The sequence below is a fragment of the Streptomyces kronopolitis genome (genome assembly GCF_050953795.1).
GTDB classification, from domain to species: domain Bacteria; phylum Actinomycetota; class Actinomycetes; order Streptomycetales; family Streptomycetaceae; genus Streptomyces; species Streptomyces kronopolitis_A.
This window is the reverse complement of sequence record NZ_CP191850.1, coordinates 7,778,773-7,797,177: the sequence shown is the minus strand read 5'-3', so window position 1 is coordinate 7,797,177 and position 18,405 is coordinate 7,778,773. Positions and strand designations below refer to the sequence as shown.

Sequence of the window (18,405 nt, the reverse complement as noted above, 5' to 3'; positions counted from 1 at the left end):
CACTCGGGCGGCCGGCACCCCCGGCGGGCGGACCGGTCGCACGCGGCCGGCCCGGCGGCCCTCGCAGTCCTGAGTGGCAGCTCGCCGCGATCCCCCGAGCACCTCGTGCTCTCGCCTGCCCTCGTCCATCGCATTTCGTCACAAGGGAGTTACTGATTTTCATGTCTCAACGTCGGAAATTCATGGCCTTCGCCACTGTCGGCGCGGTCATGTGCACCGCTGGATTCATGCCGTCGGTCAGTCAGGCCGCCGGCAACGGCGACGGGGAGCAGGAAGGGTCCTACGCCGCAACGCACGGCCTGACGAAGGAGGACGTCAAGAGCATCAACGCACTGAACGCCAGAGGTCTGGCCGTCGGTCAGCCCGGGAAGCCGCGGGCGGAATTACCGCCGGGCGTCAGCTCGCTCTTCCGGGCCGCCGACGACCGGGAAATCCCTGCCGCCGAGCCGCTCAACCGGATGCCTGACGCGTACCAGCCCTACGGAGGCAGGGCAACGACGGTCGTCAACAACTACATACGCAAGTGGCAGCAGGTATACAGCCAGCGCGACGGCAAGGCGCAGCAGATGACCGTAGAGCAGCGGGACAAGCTGTCCTATGGCTGCGTGGGCGTCACCTGGGCGAATTCGGGCCCCTACCCGACGAACAGTCTGGCGTTCACGTCCTTCGACGAGGACAAGTACAAGAGCGACCTGAAGAACACCAGGCCCCGGTCCGGGGAAACGCAGGCGGAGTTCGAGGGGCGCATCGCCAAGGACAACTTCGACGAGGCGAAGGGCTTCAAGCGGGCGCGTGAGGTGGCGTCCACCATGAACAAGGCCCTGGAGAACGCCCACGACGAGGGAAGCTACCTCAACAACCTCAAGACGGAGCTCACGAACAACAAGGACGCCCTGCTCTACGAGGACAGCCGCTCGAACTTCTACTCAGCGCTGAGGAACACCCCGTCCTTCAAGGAAAGGGACGGAGGCAACTACGACCCCTCCAAGATGAAGGCAGTGATCTACTCGAAGCACTTCTGGAGCGGACAGGACCAGCGCAGCTCCTCCGAGAAGAGGAAGTACGGCGACCCGGACGCCTTCCGGCCCAACCCGGGGACGGGCCTGGTCGACATGTCGAAGGACAGGAACATTCCGCGCAGTCCCGCCAACCCCGGCGAGGGCTGGGTCAACTTTGACTACGGCTGGTTCGGCGCTCAGACGGAATCGGACGCCGACAAGACCATCTGGACCCACGCCAACCACTATCACGCGCCCAACAGCGACCTGGGTCCCATGCAGGTGTACGAGAGCAAGTTCCGTAACTGGTCCTCCGGTTACGCGGACTTCGACCGCGGGGCCTACATGATCACCTTCATACCCAAGAGCTGGAACACCGCTCCCAACAAGGTGACGCAGGGCTGGTCGTGACGGAGCCTGACGGCCGACCCGTGAAGGGTTCGGCTTCCCGTCCTTGAGCACGGGCGCGGCCCTGCTCGGTGGTGTGACGCATGCGACGCGTCAACTGTCCGCCGGAGCAGGGCCGTTGAGTCCGTTGGGGCGGCCTGTCTCATCGCCCCGCGAGGAGGGCGATGACCGGGGCGAAGGATGCCATCGCCGGTTCGTGCACGCAGATCGACGAGATGCCGTACCGCTCGCGGCGGGCGCGCAGGGTGGCCGCGATCTCTTCCGGGGAGCCGAGGAGCACCGTGGGCAGTTCCGCGAGATCCTGGGCCTCGGCGAGGTGCGGAGCGCGCCGCCGCAGCGTGTCGATCGCCCGCTGCCGGTCGGACGTGACGAGGACGGTCTGGACGAGGATGTTGCGTTCGATCGACGCCGCCCGGTCGCCCGCCGCGGTCTCGAAGAACGAGACCCGCTCGGCCATGACGTCCCCGCCGGCGAGGTCGCCGGCTCCCGCGGTCCCGCCCGCGAAGGCAACGACGTCGGCGTGCTCGGCGGCCAGCCGCAGCATCTTGTCACCGTGTCCGCCGATGATCAGCGGCGGCGGCTCGACCGCCCGCGACCAGCCGAGCAGACGCGGATCGTCGAGTATCCGGCGCAACCGCGTCACCGTCTCCGTCAAGCGCCGCACGCGCGCCCCGGGGCCCGTCCACGGGATGCCGGCCTTGTCGAACTCGTCCTTCGCGTATCCCGCGCCCAGACCCAGTTCCAGCCGCCCGCCGGTGACCAGCTGCGTCGTGAGCACCTCGCGTGCGAGCAGTACGGGATTGTGGAACGCGGAGTTGAGGACGTAGGTGGCCAGACGCGGCCGTTCGGTCACCGCGGAGGCCGCGACGAGTGCGGGGAACGGGGCGAGTACGCCGAGGTGGTCGGGCACGACGATGAGGTCGTAGCCGAGCGCTTCGGCCCGGCGGCACTTGTCCAGCCACGCCTGGCGGGTGGAGGCCGCGGTGAGGTTGATGCCGAAGCGGAACGGGCGTCGGGGGGTCCCGACCGGCGGCGTGGCCGTCCTCATCCCGTCACCTCCGATCGAGTGGTGGGGCGTTCATGGACGGGATCCTCCAGCGAGGCCGGCAGCTTGCCGGACAGCAGCGCGGTGACCTGGTCCGTCAGGTCCGTGGCCGCGGCCCGGTCGACCTGGTCCCCGCGGTAGGCCAGGCTCACGCGCAGGCTCCCCTCGTCGGTGGTGGTCGTCGTGACGGTGAGGGGTACTTTGCTGTCGCCGTCCGCGCGGTCGCCGCTCGCGAGCGGCGTCAGTCGCGCCGTGCCCAGATCCATCGACCAGCCGGACCGGTCGACGCTGTTGACCAGGACGTCCAGATACGGGGTCCGGCCCGGTCTGCGGGGCGGCCGCATCAGGCGTACGACGTGCTCGAAGGGCACGTCCTGGTGCGCCAGGCCCGCGATGATCTCGTCACGGACCTGTTGCAGCAGCTCGGCCACCGTGGTCCGCGGGGTGCATCGGGTCCGCAACAGCAGGGTGTTCATGCTGGGGCCGAGCACGTCGCGGAAGGCCGGCGGGCGGCCGCTCGCCACCGGGAAGCCGAGTGTCAGGTCGTCGAGTCCGGTCTGCCGGTGCAGGGCCACGGCGACCGCACAGACCACGATCATGAAATCGGAGACCTGGTACCCGGCGCGGACCGACGCCAGAGCCGTCGTCACGTCGGTGGGCAGCGCGAGGGTGAACCGGCCGTGCGGCGCGGGCCGTCGCGGCGGGCGGAGATCCAGGGTGCTGGGCGCGCCGTCGAGACGCCGGCGCCAGAACTCCGCGTCGCCTGACCCGTGTCCCGCCCGGAACGCGAGCAGGTCACCGTATTGGCGCCGCGGGGCGGGGAGCGGCGAGCCGGAGCCGGTCGCGGCCCGGTGGCACTTGCGCAGCTCCCGTAGGAGCAGCGGCACCGATCCGCCGTCCAGCACCAGGTGGTGGACGCACAGCGAGAGGGTTCGCCGGCCGCCGGGGCCGGTGTGCAGAGCGGCACGGAGCAACCGGCCGTCGACGAGTGAGAACGTGCGTGCCGCGGTCTCGCCCCACGCCGCCACGGCACGGTCGAACTCGGCCTCGCCGTTGTCCCGGAGGTCGACCTCGTCGAGGTCGGGCGTCCACGGCGGCAGCACCTCCAGATGGGGCACCCCGTCCCGCTCGACGAAACCGCTGCGCAGTATCTCGTGACGGGCGACGAGAGCGGTGAGGGCGGCTCTCAGCGTGGGTGCGTCGAGCGGGCCGTCCACCGCCCAGGACAGCGGGATGTGATAGCGCGCGTGCTCCGGATCCATGCGCTGGGCCAGCCAGAGGCCCTGCTGAAATGGGGACGCCGGTACCGGGCCGGTGCGGTTGCCGGGTGCGGTGTGTCGCGCGCTCCGCCCGGCCGTCCGTCGCTCGACGACGCCCGTGAGGTCGCGCAGTCGTGGGTTGCCGAACAGGTCGGCCGGCGCCAGGTCGACGTTCAGCCGCCGGGCGATCCGGTCGACGAGCGTCGTGGCCAGCAGCGAGTGGCCGCCCAGTTCGAAGAACGAGTCGGTCGCGGCCACGGACGGCAGGCCGAGCACCTCCTTCCACACCTCGGCGATCGCGTGCATGAGCCGCGGGTCGACCTCTGGTCCGCGCTCCGGCAGCGGAGTGGGCCCGGCGCAGGGCGGCGGCTCCGTGCGGGCCAGGGACGGGGACATGCGGACCGCGCTGTCCGCCACCCTGCCGTCGGGGCGCTCGACCATGTCGCGCAGCACGGCGAGGTAGTCCTCGGACAGGCGCCGCAGCGTCTCGTCGCCGAACCGGCCGTCCGGGTCCTTCCACACCATCGTGCTGCCGGCCCTGTCCTCGCGCAGCATCACCGTCAGTGCGTAGTCGGCGACGTCGAGCATGTCGATCACCTCCAGCCGGCAGGTGCCCTCCGGTGCGCAGAGTTCGACGTCCCGTACGTCCAGACGGTCGTCGACGGTGGTGTTCCAGTACTGGAAGACCGTCTCGTGGGTGCGTTCGTGCGCTGCGGGGCCGGTCAGCGACGCCGCCCGCAGCAGGGCCGGGAGCGGAAGCGCGTGGTGGGTCAGCACCTGCCGTACGTGGCCGTGGAAGTGACGCAGGTGGTCCCGGTGGGTCTGCGCTCCGCCGGGGCGCGGCCGGTAGGGCAGGACGTTGACGAAGTACCCGACGTGGTGGGTGGGATCCGGGCCGCTCCGGCCGTGGTGCGGCGCCGCGACGACCGGGTCGTCGTGGCCCGTGTGATGGCGCAGCAGGAGAACGTGCGCGGCGAACATCACGGTGAAGTATGACGCCCCGACCTGGCGGGCCAGGTCGCGCAGCCGGGCTTCCAGCTCCGGGTCGATTCCCAGGGATCGCGAACGGAATGCGCCGTCGGCCGGCCGGCTGCGCGGCAGGGTCTGCCGGCCCATCGGCTCGGCGAGCAGCTCGCGCCAGAAGGTCCGGTGGTCGTCGCCCTCGGGGCCGTCGGACAGTGCGCGGCCCCGGAGCGCCGCGGCTTCCAGGGGAGCCGGGTCGGCCGCCGGGCCGAGTTCTCCGCCCGCGTAGGCGCGTTGCAGGTCGAGCAGGAACGGCACCACGGACGTGCCGTCGAAGACGAGGTGGTGCACGACGAACAGCAACAGCGTGTACGTCGGGCCGCGCAGCACCTCCACGCGGGCCAGCGGTCCGTGGTCGAGAGCGAAGGGCCTGCCGTGGGCGGCCGCGAGCAGGGCCTCTTCGCGAGGGGCGGTCACGGTACGTTCGGTCACCGGGATCGGTGCCGCGTCGCGCCAGGTCAACCGGGCGCCGGTGGTGCCGGTGACCACGCGCCCGCGCAGCATCGGGTGCCGGGCGCCGAGTGCGGCGACGGCATGGCGCAGCCGCGGCATGACCAGGTCGCCGGTCACCGCGCACGCGACGGGCAGGACATGCGTCGCGGCGGTGGGGTCGATGCGCCAGCCGACCCACATGGCCTCCTGGTTGACCGACAGCGGGACACCGTCCGGGGCCGGGTGGTGCGGGGGGAGGTCCGTCATGCCCTCACCTCCCGCTCAGCTGATCGGCGACCGCGCGGCGGTCGATCTTCCCGGACGCGTTGAGCGGCAGCGTCGCCAGGTGGACGAAGCGCCCGGGGACCATGAACGAGGGCAGCTGCCCTCGTGCCCGGCCGATGAGGTGTGTGGTCAGTTCCTCCGGCGGGATGCCCGGCGCGGCCGTGTAGCAGGCCGCGAGCATCCGCTCGCCGATGCGGCTGTCGACCGGCACGACCACGAGTTCGCCGAGGCCCTCCGTCGCCCTGAGCACCGTCTCGACCTCGCCGGCCTCGACGCGATAGCCGTTGATCTTGACCTGGTCGTCCGCGCGCCCGGCGAACTCCAGGGTTCCGTCCGGATGTTGGACGGCCAGGTCGCCGCTGCGGTAGTGGCGGCGGAGGACACCGTCCTCGCCGGCCGGCTGCGGATACCGCTGCGCGGTCAGATCGGGGCGTCCGACATAGCCGTTCGCCAACTGGTGTCCGGCGAGCCAGAGTTCACCGATCCGTCCGGGTGCGGCCGGCGTGCCGTCCTCGGCCACCACCACGGCCGTCGTGCCGGGGAGTGGCCGGCCGATGGTGCGGGCGGGGTCCGGCGAGGCGCCTTCCGTGTGGAGGTCGGCCTCCGTCAGGTGCCGGAATGTCGAGAACACCGTGGCCTCGGTGACGCCGTACATGTTCACGAAGGCCGTCGTCGCGCCGTTGACGGTCCGCCAGTCGCGCACGGCCTGCAGGTCGACGCGCTCACCGCCGAAGATCACGTATCGCAGCGCGGGCGCGGGCTCCTGGTCGGCGAGCGCGGCGCGGGACAGGTACCGGAAGACCGAGGGCACCTGGTTGAGCACCGTGACGCCCTGCTCGACGATCAGGTTCAGGGACGATTCCGGCGACCGGGCCACGTCCGTGGGCACGACGATCAGCGCGGCGCCGTGGCTCAGCGCGCCCCACATCTCCCACACCGAGAAGTCGAAGCAATGCGAGTGGAACATCGTCCAGACGTCGTCGGACGTCAGGTCGAAGACCTCGTCGCAGGCTCTGAGCAGCGTGGTCACCGCGCGGTGCGGCACCTCGACGCCCTTGGGCCGGCCGCTCGAACCGGAGGTGTAGATGACGTACGCGGGGTCCTCCGCCGCGACCGGCCCGGCGGACGGGTCCGGCGCCACCCCCGTCATGGTTCCCGGCCCGTCGAAGGGCGAGTCGGTCACCTCCAGTGTCGGCACTCCGGGCGCGACCGCCGCGGTGCGGGTGCCGGGGTCCGTCAGCACCAGGCCGAGCCCGCTGTCCCCGGCCATGAACCGCACCCGGTCCTCGGGGTAGCCGGGATCCAGGGGCACGTAGGAGCAGCCTGCCTTGAGGACCGCGAGGATCGCGGTGACGACGTGCGGCCCGCGGCGCAGGTACAGGCCCACGCGGCCGCCCCGCTCCGGCATCCGCGCGCGGATCGCCGCCGCCAGCCGGTCCGACATCCGGGCCAGCTCGCGGTACGACACGACCCGGCCGGGGCCCTCGACATCGATGAGGGCCGGTGCGTCCGGCTCGCGCAGGGCCTGGGCGGTGAACAGGTCGTGCAGGCAGGGTGCCGTGGGCCGCGCGGGCTCGCCCCCGTGGTCGGCGGTGGCGGTCGGCATCAGTCACACTCCCGCGGCGCCGGGCGCAGGTCGGTCCAGACCTGGGCGATGTGGGCGAGGCAGTCGGGGCGCGGACCGGTGAACCCGGCCTGGCTCCAGCCCGCCGGGACGGCCGGGCCGACGGGCCAGATCGAGTATTGGCCGCGGTCGTTGCGCACCACGGCGAAGCGACTCTCGTCGTCGTCGAACATGGATCTCGGTTCTCTCATTCGGAGGTTCGGCTGCGGACAGCTCGGATGCTCAGTTCGGGGTGCGCAGCAGGGCGGCCAGGTCGGCCACGAGCGCTGCCGAGTCGGCGCCGGTCACGAAGAAGTGGTCACCGGGGAACCAGCGGAGCCGGAACGCCGCGTCGGTCCGGTCTCGCCATGCCTCGATCTCCGGTGCACTCACCAGCGGATCGGTCCGGCCGCCGGACACGTACAAGGGCAGCGGCAGCGGCGGGCCCGTGAACGGGCGGTAGGTGCGGTCCAGTTCGAAGTCCGCGCGAAGGACGGGCAGCAGCATGCGCCGGATCTGCGGGTCCCGCAGCACCGAGTCGGGGGTCCCGCCGAGCGACTCGACGAACGCGATGAGCCGCTCCGGCGTGGTCTCCTCGGGTGCGATGTCCGCCGATCCCAGCTGAGGTGCCTTGTGCGCCGCCACGCCCAGGGCGACCAGCTCGCTGTTGCCCGGATCGGCCACCAGGCGCCTGGCCACCTCGAACGCGACCAGCGCGCCGAGGCTGTGCCCGAACAGGACGGTGGGCAGTGCGGGCCCCTCCCGCAGGGCGAGGGCGACGGCGTCGGCCAGCGGGTCCATCCGCACGACCGGCTCCTCCCGCAGCCGCGCCCCGCGGCCGGGCAGTTGCACGACCGAGATCGCGAGGTCGTCCGGCACCGAGGCGGTCCACGGATGGAACATCGCGGCCGTGCACCCCGCCCCCGGCACGCACACCAGTCGGGCCGTGGGTGCGGCACGGGTCGGGAAGCGCAGCAGCCACCGCTCGGTACGTGCCGGGGCGGCGGTCATCGCCCGGCCTCGCGTCGCAGATGCCTGGCCAGCTCGCGCGCGCTCGGGTACTTGAAGACCTCGCCGATGCCGATCGGCATCCCCGCGTCGGTGGCGCGTTGGGCGATCCGGGCGCCCTGCAGGGAGTCGCCTCCGAGCGCGAAGAAGTCGTCGGTGACACCGACCTCGGCGAGCCCGAGCACGGCGGCCCAGATGCCGGCGAGCCGCTCCTCGGTGTCGTCGGCCGGCGCGACCCGGCGTCCGGGCTCCCTCGTGGGGGCCGGCTTCGGCAGCGCTGCCCGGTCCACCTTGCCGCTGGCGGTCAGGGGGAGCCGCGGCAGCGTCACGACGTGCCGCGGCACCATGTGGTCCGGCAGTCCGCCGCGCAGCAGGGCCCGGGTCTCCTCCGCGAGCCGTTCCGCGTCGGTGTGGCCGTCCGCCGCCACGAGGTACAGCGCCAGCTGCGGCTCTCCGCCGTCGGTGCTGTTCGCCTTCACCGCGGCGGCCGCGACGCCCGCACGGGTCCGGGCCAGGTTCTCGATCTCGCCCGGTTCGATCCGGAATCCGCGGATCTTGATCTGTTCATCGGTCCGGCCGTGGTACTCCAGGGCCCGGTCCGCCCGCCAGGCGACGAGGTCGCCGGTGCGATACAGCCGTTCGCCCGGCTGCTGCCCATAGGGGTGCGGAACGAATCGCTCCGCGGTGAGGTCCGGCCGGCCCAGATAGCCCCGGGCCAACGCGACTCCGCCGAGGTAGAGCTCGCCGGGTACGCCGACCGGACAGGGGTTGAGCCGCCGGTCCAGGACATACACCTCGACGCCCGCCAGCGGCCGGCCGATCGGCACTCCGGCCCCGGCCGTGCCGCCGGACCCGCCCGGCCGGTCGCTTCCGGTGCCGCAGTCCCACTCGGTGACCTCGATCGAGGCCTCCGTCGGTCCGTACATGTTGACCAGACGCGCCCCCGGCAGGCGCTCCAGACACCCGTCGCGGACCGCCGGCGGGAGCGCCTGGCCGCTGCACAGGACCCGCCGCAACGACGCGCAGCGGTGCAGGTCGGGGCGGTCGAGAAGGACCTCCAGCAGGGGCGGCACGAAGTGCGCCGAGGTGACGGACTCCTGCTCGATCACCTCGACGAGGTAGGCCGGGTCGCGGTGTCCGCCCGGCCGGGCGACGACGAGGCGGGCTCCGACCGTGAGCGGCCACAGCAGTTCGCCGACCGAGACGTCGAAGGTGTACGGAGTCTTGTACAGCACCCGGTCCTCGGCGGTCAGCCGCTGCGTACGCTGGAGGCACGCGATCCGGTTGGCGAGCCCGTGGTGGGCGACCGCGACGGCCTTGGGACTGCCGGTCGATCCGGACGTGTAGATCACATAGGCCAGGTCCTCGGGACCCGCCGCCCAGGGACTGCCGGGCAGGGCGTGTGCGGGGGCATCGCCGCCGTCGACCACCAGGGCCGTCAGCGCCGGGTCGCCGGTCTCGTGGGCCGGGTGCCCGGCGGCCACGAGCAGGTGGCCGGCGCCGGCGTCGCGCAGCATGCCGGCCCGTCGGGCGGACGGGTCGTCCGGCGACAGCGGCAGGTAGGCGGATCCGGTGGCGAGCACCGCCAGGACGGCCACCACCAGCGAGCAGCCACGCGGCAGACAGATCCCGACGACCGCGTCCGGGCCGACGCCGCCGGTCGCGCGCAGCCGCTCGGCCAGGCCCTCCGCGCGCCGGACGAGTGCGGCGTACGTCATCCGCTCCTCGCCGGACACCACGGCGACGGCGTCGGGGGTACGCGCGGCCTGCAAGCGGATCCGCTCGTGGACGGGGACGTCCCACGGGTGGGCCGGCGCGGTGCGCGACCAGTCCTTCAGCAGCGCGTCCCGCTGCTGTTCCGCCAGCAGCGGGAGGGCCGCGACGGGTGTGTCCGGCGCGGTGACGGCGGCGCGCAGCAGGGTGTCGAACGCGTCGGCCATCCGCTCGATGAGGGCGGTGTCGAACAGCTCGGTGCGGTACCGGTACGTCACACTCGTGTTTCCGGCATCGGCGCCCGGGCGCACGTCGAGCCACAGGTCGGTGAAGGTCGTCGTCGTGGGAACGGGGACCAACTCGACGCTGAGGCCGGGCAGTTCGGGCAGGACGAGCGGCGGCTGCAACGAGCACATCACCTGGAACAGCGGGTCGTGTCCGCTCGCGCGGTCCACACCGGAGTCGGCCACGATCAGCTCCAGCGGCACGTCCTGGTCCCGGAAGGCGTCCAGGAGGGTGCGGCGCACCCGGTGCAGCACGGTCTCGAACGTCGGGTCCTCGGACAGGTCCACCCGCAGCGGCAAGGTGTTGACGAACATGCCGAGCAGGGGCCTGAGATCCGCCCGCGTGCGGCCGGCGCTGGGGCTGCCGATCACCACGTCATCCGTCCCTGCCAGCCGCGCCATGAGCACCGAGAACCCGGCCAGCAGCACCATGAACGGCGTCGCCCGGTGCCGGCGCGCGAGCTGGGTGAGCCGGTCCTCCGTTCCCGGATCCAGCAGGCGGTCGACCGAGGCTCCCTCGAATCCCTGTGTCGCCGGCCGGGGGAACGTGGTGGGCAGCGTCAGCAGGCCCGGCGCACCGGCCAGCCGCTCGGTCCACCGTGCGAGTCCGGCCCGGTGTGCCGCCTCGCGCCGCTGACGCTCGGCGTGCTCACCGAGCCGCAGCGGAAGTGGTTCCTGCTCCAGGGGCAGGCCCGCACGGTGGGCGCCGTAGCGCGCGGAGAGCTCACGCAGGAACTCCCCCGCCGACCAGCCGTCCCACACGCTGTGGTGGGCCACGACGACGAAGAGGTGCTCGTCGTCCGCGCACCGCAGCAGGTCGAACCGTACGAGCGGGCCGTGCGCCAGGTCGAAGCCCTGCCGCGTCGCCTCGCGCAGGAAGGCCTCGGTACGCGCCGCCCGCCGCGCGGCGGGCATGCCCGACAGGTCGTGGAATCCCAGCGCGCCGGTGAACACGTCGCCGACCACCTGGAAGGGCTCGCCGTCCACGGCGAGGAAGGTGGTGCGCAGCGCGTCGTGGCGGGTGCCGATCGCGTGCAGCGCGGCCTCCAGGGCAGGCCGGTCCAGTGTGCCGCGCAGTCGCATCGCGGCATACAGGTTGTAGGCGCCGTTGCCGTCGTGGAGCCGGTCGAGCAGCCACAGTCTGCGCTGGGCGAACGACGTGGGCCACCGCGTCGTCACGAGGCCTCCCCCGCCGCCTCGGCGCGCAGGCCCTCGATGACGACGGCCAGGTCCGCGACGGCCGGTGCGTCGAAGACCGCGTCGACGGGGGGTGTGACGCCGAAGGTCTCCTCGATCAGGGTGATGAGTTGCACGGCGGCCAGGGAGTCGCCGCCGAGTTCGAAGAAGTCCGCGGTGTCGTCGGCGCTGCCGAGGACCTGCCGGAACAGTTCGGTGAGCTGCTCGGCGACGGACTCCGGCCGCTCCGGCCCCGGCACGGCCCGCTCGTCCCCCTCCGTGGCCGTCGGCCCGGCGGGCGCCGGAGCCGCCGGCCGGATCGCGTGGTGCCGGCGCTCGAACGGGTAGGTCGGCAGCGGCACCCGGCGGCGGCTCGTGCCGCGGGCCACGGCACGCCAGTTCACCGGCGCCCCGGCCTGCCACAGCCGCCCGGCCGCGGCCAGCACGGCCGCCACACCGCCGTCGGCCGATCCGGTCGCCGGCAGCTCCACCACCAGCGCGTCGGCCGGCTCGGGACGGTTCGGCACCTCGACCGGCTCCGTGCGGCCTGCCTGATCGTGGAGCAGGCGCGCGGCGGTGGCGAGGTCGAGCGCGCCGGAGCGGCAGGCGGCCACCAGCTCGCCGACGCGGCCGGCCTGCCACGAGTGGGGGCGCACACCCCAGACCTGCCACAGCTCCGCGAGCCCGTACTGCAGCGTGAACAGCGCGGCGGACGCGGTGTCCTGGCCGCTCAGCGCCGCGGCGCACTCCTCCGCCGCCGTACGGAAGGCGGGGAAGACGGCCGCGAGTTCGGCGATCAGCCCGCCGGTCGGGACGTTGCTGTCGGGCAGGCGGAAGACCACGGGAGCCTCCGCCGCCGCGGCCGCGTCCCGGCCGGCCGACGGAGCGCCCGTCAGCGCGGCGCGGGCGGACTCGTGGTCGGCGCACACGACAAAGTGCCGGTACGCGAACGTGTGACGGCCCGTCTGCAGCGTGTGGGCGATGTCGGCGAGCGGCTGGTCGGGGTGCCGGGCGAGGTGTGCGGCGAGCCGCTCGCGCATCGTGTCCAGCGCGGACGGGGTGCGCGCCGACAGGGGCAGGAGGTGGACGGGCCAGGTGTCGTCGGACTCCGGGAGGCGGTGCGGCGTCTCCTCCAGGACCGCGTGGGCGTTGGTGCCGCCGATCCCGAACGAGCTCACCCCGGCACGGCGCGGCCGGTCCTCCGCGGTGTCCCAGTCGACCCCGGTGGTCGGCACGAGGAACGGGCCGGACGCGAAGTCGAGGCGCGGATTGGGCTCCTTGAAGTGCAGGTTGCCCGGCACGAACCGGTTCTCCAGCGCCAGCGTCGCCTTGATCAGGCCCGCGACGCCGGCCGCGGTGTCGGTGTGTCCGATGTTGGACTTCACCGCGCCCAGCAGGATGCTCCCGGGACGCGCGGCGGCAGTGGTGAAGGCCGCGGTCAGGGCGGCCACCTCGATCGGGTCGCCGACGGGCGTACCGGTGCCGTGCGCCTCGACGTAGCCGATGCTGTCCGCGGTGACGCCGGCGGCCGCGTGCGCCAGGCGGATCACGTCCGTCTGACCCCGCATCCCGGGCGCCGTGTACCCGGCGCGCTCGCGTCCGTCATTGTTCACCGCGGAGCCGATCAGCACCGCGTGCACGGTGTCGCCGTCGTCGAGTGCGTCCTGCAGGCGCCGCAGCACCACGATGCCGGCGCCGTCGCCGCCGACGATCCCCTGCGCGTCGGCGGAGAAGGTGCGGCAGTGGCCGTCCGGCGACAGCGTCCCGCCTTCCTGGTAGCGGTAGCCGGTCCGGGGCAGCCGGAGGGAGATCCCGCCCGCGAGCGCCATGTCGCAGTCGCCCGCCAACAGGGCGCGGCCCGCCTCGTGCACCGCGACCAGCGAGGACGAGCAGGCCGTCTGCACGGTGACGCTGGGACCCGTCAGACCGAGCCGGTAGGAGAGTTGGGTGGACAGGTGCTCGGGCTCGTTGGCGATCGTCGCGGCCATGGCGTCCACGCCGGGCAGCAGGTCGGGGCGTTCGAGCACGATGCGGCCGTAGCCGTTGCGTCCCGCGCCCGCGTACACGCCCACCGGTCCCGGCACGTCGCCGGGGTGGTATCCGGCCCGCTCCAGGGCCTCCCATCCGCACTCCAGGAACATCTGGTGCTGCGGGTTGAGCACGGCCGCGTCGCGGGGCGTGTAGCCGAAGAACTCCGCGTCGAAGTCGCCGACGCCGTCCACCAGGCCGTGCAGCGCGACATAGCGCGGGTCCGTGCTCCAGGCCGCGTCCTCGCCCCAGGACCGGCGCTCCTCGACCGGGATCGGCCGGATCGAGTCGACGCCGCCGACCAGGTTCTCCCAGAACGCGTCGGGGCTGTCGGCCCCCGGCAGCCGGCATGCCATGCCGACCACGGCGAGGTGGGTGTCGATATCGATGTCCACGTCGTTCATTGCCTGTCCGTCTCCGCCTGACGGTTCCTGGCGCGCAGTGCCCGGAGCCGTCGGGTGCCTTGTATTCGCTTCTCGCCCGTCTGCGGCGGCCCTTGGGCCGGCGCCGCGACGGGGCCGGCGTGCGCGTCGCCGAGGTGCCGGGCGAGCGCCGCCACGGTCGGGTGCCCGTAGAGGTCGACGATCGCCACCGTGCGCTCCAGCCGGGCGGCGAGCCGCCGCTGCACGGCCAGCAGCCGCATGGAGTGTCCGCCGACGTCGAAGAAGTTGTCGTCCACGCCGATCTGTGAGTGCCCGAGCACCTCGGCCCAGACGTCGGCGACCGCGCGTTCCATGGGGGTGCGGGGCGGTCCGCTCACGGGGGCCGGGACGCCGGCCGGCAGGGCCGTTCGGTCGATCTTGCCGTTGACGGTGCGTGCGAAGGAGTCCACCACCACGATCCGCTGCGGCACCAGGTACGTCGGCAGCCGCCGGCCGAGCAGCTCACGCAGCGCCGCCGGCTCGGCCGGCCCGGCCGCCGCATCCGACGCACTCGGCACCACGTAGGCCACCAGTTCCGGCTCGGCACCCGCGGCCGCGACGGGCTCGACCACGGCCTCGGCGATCCCCGGCAGCGCGAGCACGGCCTGTTCGACCTCGCCCGGCTCGACCCTGAACCCGCGGATCTTGACCTGCCGGTCGGTCCGGCCGAGGAAGTCCAGCGTGCCGTCCGAGCGCCAGCGGACGCGGTCGCCGGTGCGGTAGAGCCGCGCTCCCGGGTCGGTGCCGTAGGGGTCGGGGACGAACCGTTCGGCCGTCAGGTCGGGCCGACCGAGATAGCCCCGGGCCACGCACGGCCCGCCGAGATACAGCTCGCCCGGCACGCCGGCCGGACTCGGCCGCAGGTCGGGACGGAGAACGTAGGCGGTGACGCCGTTGACCGGCCGGCCGATCGACGGCAGGTCCGACGCGTGCGGACCGGTGGGCACGGTGCCCGCGCTCGCGCAGACCGTGCACTCGGTCGGGCCGTAACCGTTCACCAGGCGGAACGGCAGGGGCGCGGTGACCGGATGCAGACGGTCGCCGCCGGCCAGCACGAAACGCAGCGGCACCCGGGCCGGCCAGTCGAGCCGCGCGAGTTCGGCGACCAGCGGGGTGGGCAGCACCGCGCCGGTGATCTCGCGTGCCAGCAGCCAGTCCCGCAGCTCCACCGGGTCGAGCACGGCTGACGCCGGCGGGATCTCCAGTGTGGCACCGGCCGTCAGGGCGGCCCAGGTGTCCAGCACCGTGGCGTCGAAGCCCGGTGCGGCGACCAGAGCCGTACGGTCGCCGGGCCGGAGGCCGAACTCGGCGCGGTACCAGTCGAGGGCCCCGCTCAGCGAACCGTGCTCGACCATCACCCCCTTCGGACGCCCGGTGGAGCCGGAGGTGTAGATCACGTAGGCGAGGTCGGCCGGGTCGCTCCCGGCCTCCGGCGGGTCGCCGGCGACGCCTTCCGCCAGCAGCTCATCGAGCGTGCGTACCGGCGCGCCGCAGTCGGCGAAGGCCTCGGTGTGCTCCCGGTCGGTGAGGACCAGCGCGGGACGGGCCTCGGCGACCACGGCGCTCAGCCGGTGCGCCGGGTGTGCCGGATCGAGCGGCAGGTAGGCGGCATGCGCGCGCAGGGCGCCCAACTGCGCGGTGACCAGGTCCAGGCCCCGGGGCAGGCAGGTGGCCACCACGGCCTCCGCGGACACCCCCAGCGCCCGCAGCGCGGCGGCGACCCGCTGCGTGTCCCGGTCGAGTTCGCCGTAGCTGAGGGTTCGGGTGCCGGCGCGCACGGCCGGTGCGTCGGGATCCGCCGCGGCCCGCAGTGCGAAAGCCCTGTCCACCCGGCCGGTCGCACCGGGTCCGCCGGCCGGCCACTCGGCCAGCAGGGTGCGCTCTTCGTCGGGGCCCAGCACACGCAGCCGCGAGACGGGCGTCTCGGGCGCGGCGACGGCGTCCGCCAGCAGCGTGCGGTAGCGCTCGGCCAGGCGCCGGGCGGTGACGTCGTCGAAGAGCGCCGTCTGATAGCCGAACGCACTGCGTGCCCGCTCGCCCCACCACTCCACGTGCAGCGTGAGTTCGAACTTCGCGGTGTGCATCGGCAGGCTGACGCCCGACGCGTCCAGCCCGGCCAGGCCGGAGCCGAGCGTGGCGGGCTCCTCATAGGCGAAGACGTTCTGGAAGACCGGGTGCCGTCCGCTCGTGCGCTCGGGCCGCAGCGCCTCCACCATCTGCTGGAACGGCAGGTCCTGGTAGGCGTGCGCGGTCAGGAAGGCGTCGCGGACCCGGCCGAGCAGCTCGGCGAAGCTCGTCGTCTCCTCGACGTGTACCCGGATCGGCATCATGTTGACGAAGAGTCCGACGACCCGCTCGACCTGAAGCGAGGTGCGGCCGCTGACGGGGACGCCGATCACGATGTCGGTGTCGCCGGTGCTGCGGTGCACCAGCGCCGCGTACGCGGCCAGGAAGGTGAGGAACCGCGTCACCCGATGGCTGCGGCCGAAGGCCTGGATGTCCGCGCACAGGGACGCGTCGAGGTCGGTGCCGCGGACCCCGCCCGCGTAGTCGGCGGACCGGTGCGGCCGGTCGCCGGTGAGTGCGGAGTACGGCGGGGCGCCGTCCAGCCGGCCGCGCCAGAACTCCAGCGCCTCGCGTCCCTTGGCCCCACCGAGCATGTCGCGTTCGGCGCGGACGTGCTCCTCGTACTGCGCGGCCGGTTCGGGGGCCGGATCGGGCTCCCCGCGGAGGCGTGCGTTGTAGAACGCCGCCAGCTCCTGGTCGATGAGGCCCAGGGACCATCCGTCGACCACGATGTGAGGGAACGCCAGCACCAGCACGTGGTCCTCGGGCGCGAAGCGGATCACGGTGGGCCGGAACACCGGGCCGTTCACCAGGTCGAACGGGGCGTGCGCCGTGGCGGAGACCAGCGCCCGCAGCTCCGCCTCCCGCTCCGCGAGTGGTGTCGCGCTCAGGTCGACGAGCGGGGTCTCGGCGACGCGGTCGGTGATCCGCATCATGGGGGCGTCGTCGACGAGCGGGAACACCGCGCGCAGCACCTGGTGCCGCTCGACGAGCCGCCCTATGGCGTGACGCAGCGCGGGTAAGTCCAGCGGACCACGTAATCGGGTGAGCGCCGGTACGTGGTATTCGTCGCCGTCCGGCCGCAACCGCCAGAGAAACCACAGCCGTTCCTGCGCGGAGGACAGCGGAGAGAGCGCCGCGTCCCCGGTCTTCGGCGTCATGGCGCCGACCTCGTGGCGGCACCACCGTCCAGGACGTACCGGGTGAGCCCGAGGGGGGTGGGCCGCTCGAAGAACACGGACAGGGGGACCTCGACGTTCAGCGACCGGTGGATCCGGGAGCTGACCTGCGAGGCCGTGAGGGAGTGCCCACCGAGAGCGAAGAAATCGTCATCGGGCGCGATGCCGTCGAGTCGGAGCACCTCGGCGACGATCCGGGCTATCTCCTCCTGCACGGCCTGCTCGGACGGCAGGGCGCCGTCTCCGGCTAAGGGGCCGCTCTCAGACATGGGGTCGATTCCTTACTTCGCGTAGGGATCAGAGTCGCCGCTGTCCGGCGCGTGATCACACATAAACACTTAGTGACGGCGATTGGCAAATCTTGATCGCTTACGTGAACATCCCGACTGCTGGGGCCTCTTGGCGGCCGCTATGACACCCCGCACCGGGAAGCGGCGCGACGGCGTGGAGCAGGGGCGTGGATACCTCATGGCAATGACCCGTTCGAACTCCGCGCGCCCTGCCGACGGACAGCGGCCGCGGCAATGATGAGCGGACCGCACGTGATCCAGTCGACTCCGCGCATCTGCCCTCGGGCCGGTGGACATGCGGTGGAAGGAATCCACGGTGTTGCTTCTCATCTCCCCGGACAGCGTCGAGGAGGCCCTCGACTGCGCGAAGGCAGCGGAGCACCTCGACATCGTCGACGTCAAGAAGCCCGATGAGGGCTCTCTCGGCGCGAACTTCCCGTGGGTCATCCGGGAGATCCGCGACGCGATCCCGGCGGACACGCCGGTGTCCGCCACCGTGGGAGACGTCCCGTACAAGCCCGGCACGGTGGCTCAGGCGGCGCTCGGTGCGGCGGTCTCCGGAGCCACATACATCAAGGTCGGCCTCTATGGATGCACGACGCCCGACCAGGCCACCGAGGTCATGCGCGGGGCCGTCCGGGCGGTGAAGGACTTCCGGCCGGACGCGTTCGTGGTCGCCTCGGGCTACGCAGACGCCCACCGGATCGGCTGCGTCAACCCGCTCGCGCTGCCCGACATCGCCCGCCGCTCCGGCTCCGACGCGGCCATGCTCGACACCGCGGTCAAGGACGGGACGCGGCTGTTCGACCACGTTCCGCCCAAGGTCTGCGCGAAGTTCGTGCGGCTGGCCCACGAGGCCGAGCTGCTCGCCGCCCTCGCGGGCAGCGTCAAGGTGGCGGACCTCGGCACGCTGACCCACATCGGCACGGACATCGTGGGGGTGCGTGGGGCGGTCTGCGAGGGCGGCGACCGCACCACCGGAAGGATCCAGCCGCAGCTGGTGGCGGCCTTCCGGGCGGAGATGGACCGGCATGCCCGGGAAGCCGCGGCCGCCGTCGCCACCGCGAGCTGACCGCCGGGATGCCGACGCGCCGGTCCCATCCCGCGCCCCGGACCCCCCGCGGGCGCTTCCCCGTCCTCGATCCGGCCACCGGCGAGGCCTTCGACGAGGCTCCCGACGAGCGGC

11 protein-coding genes are annotated in these 18,405 nt (G+C 72.9%); 2 read left to right on the top strand and 9 right to left on the bottom strand.

Features of this window, described 5'->3' with window-relative positions; translation table 11 throughout:
- Window positions 1–161 precede the first annotated feature (161 nt).
- Window positions 162–1,409: a protein-glutamine gamma-glutamyltransferase gene (locus ACQP17_RS33915; protein ID WP_433859752.1), complete on the top strand. Its 1,248-nt coding sequence runs from the start codon at window positions 162–164 to the stop codon at window positions 1,407–1,409.
- Window positions 1,410–1,548: 139 nt separating this feature from the next.
- Here ACQP17_RS33915 and ACQP17_RS33910 read toward each other — a convergent pair whose 3' ends face one another.
- From ACQP17_RS33910 to ACQP17_RS33870, 9 genes are read right to left on the bottom strand one after another with little or no spacing between them, the layout of a single operon-like run.
- Window positions 1,549–2,454 (bottom strand): TIGR03621 family F420-dependent LLM class oxidoreductase, encoded by a 906-nt coding sequence (locus ACQP17_RS33910; RefSeq protein WP_433859751.1) that lies wholly within the window; start codon window positions 2,452–2,454, stop codon window positions 1,549–1,551.
- Complete coding sequence (locus ACQP17_RS33905) at window positions 2,451–5,432, bottom strand: condensation domain-containing protein (RefSeq protein WP_433859750.1); 2,982 nt, start codon at window positions 5,430–5,432, stop codon at window positions 2,451–2,453. The genes ACQP17_RS33910 and ACQP17_RS33905 overlap by 4 nt, the downstream gene beginning before the upstream one ends.
- A 4-nt stretch (window positions 5,433–5,436) precedes the next feature.
- Window positions 5,437–7,056, bottom strand: coding sequence for an amino acid adenylation domain-containing protein (locus ACQP17_RS33900; RefSeq protein ID WP_433859749.1), 1,620 nt, complete (start codon window positions 7,054–7,056; stop codon window positions 5,437–5,439).
- The gene (locus ACQP17_RS33895; RefSeq protein WP_364883982.1) at window positions 7,056–7,247 is read right to left on the bottom strand and encodes an MbtH family protein; all 192 of its coding nucleotides are present in this window, start codon (window positions 7,245–7,247) and stop codon (window positions 7,056–7,058) included. The genes ACQP17_RS33900 and ACQP17_RS33895 overlap by 1 nt, the downstream gene beginning before the upstream one ends.
- Window positions 7,248–7,296: 49 nt before the next feature.
- Window positions 7,297–8,064: a thioesterase II family protein gene (locus ACQP17_RS33890; protein ID WP_433859748.1), complete on the bottom strand. Its 768-nt coding sequence runs from the start codon at window positions 8,062–8,064 to the stop codon at window positions 7,297–7,299.
- Window positions 8,061–11,237 (bottom strand): non-ribosomal peptide synthetase, encoded by a 3,177-nt coding sequence (locus ACQP17_RS33885; protein ID WP_433859747.1) that lies wholly within the window; start codon window positions 11,235–11,237, stop codon window positions 8,061–8,063. The genes ACQP17_RS33890 and ACQP17_RS33885 overlap by 4 nt, the downstream gene beginning before the upstream one ends.
- The gene (locus tag ACQP17_RS33880; protein WP_433859746.1) at window positions 11,234–13,666 is read right to left on the bottom strand and encodes a type I polyketide synthase; all 2,433 of its coding nucleotides are present in this window, start codon (window positions 13,664–13,666) and stop codon (window positions 11,234–11,236) included. The genes ACQP17_RS33885 and ACQP17_RS33880 overlap by 4 nt, the downstream gene beginning before the upstream one ends.
- Window positions 13,663–16,911, bottom strand: coding sequence for a non-ribosomal peptide synthetase (locus tag ACQP17_RS33875; protein ID WP_433859745.1), 3,249 nt, complete (start codon window positions 16,909–16,911; stop codon window positions 13,663–13,665). Before ACQP17_RS33875 ends, ACQP17_RS33880 begins: the two co-directional genes overlap by 4 nt.
- Window positions 16,908–17,198: a phosphopantetheine-binding protein gene (locus ACQP17_RS33870; RefSeq protein ID WP_433859744.1), complete on the bottom strand. Its 291-nt coding sequence runs from the start codon at window positions 17,196–17,198 to the stop codon at window positions 16,908–16,910. Before ACQP17_RS33870 ends, ACQP17_RS33875 begins: the two co-directional genes overlap by 4 nt.
- Window positions 17,199–17,535: 337 nt before the next feature.
- On the opposite strand from ACQP17_RS33870, the gene ACQP17_RS33865 reads away from it, so the two are divergent.
- Complete coding sequence (locus ACQP17_RS33865) at window positions 17,536–18,291, top strand: (5-formylfuran-3-yl)methyl phosphate synthase (RefSeq protein WP_433859743.1); 756 nt, start codon at window positions 17,536–17,538, stop codon at window positions 18,289–18,291.
- The last annotated feature ends 114 nt before the right edge of the window (window positions 18,292–18,405 follow it).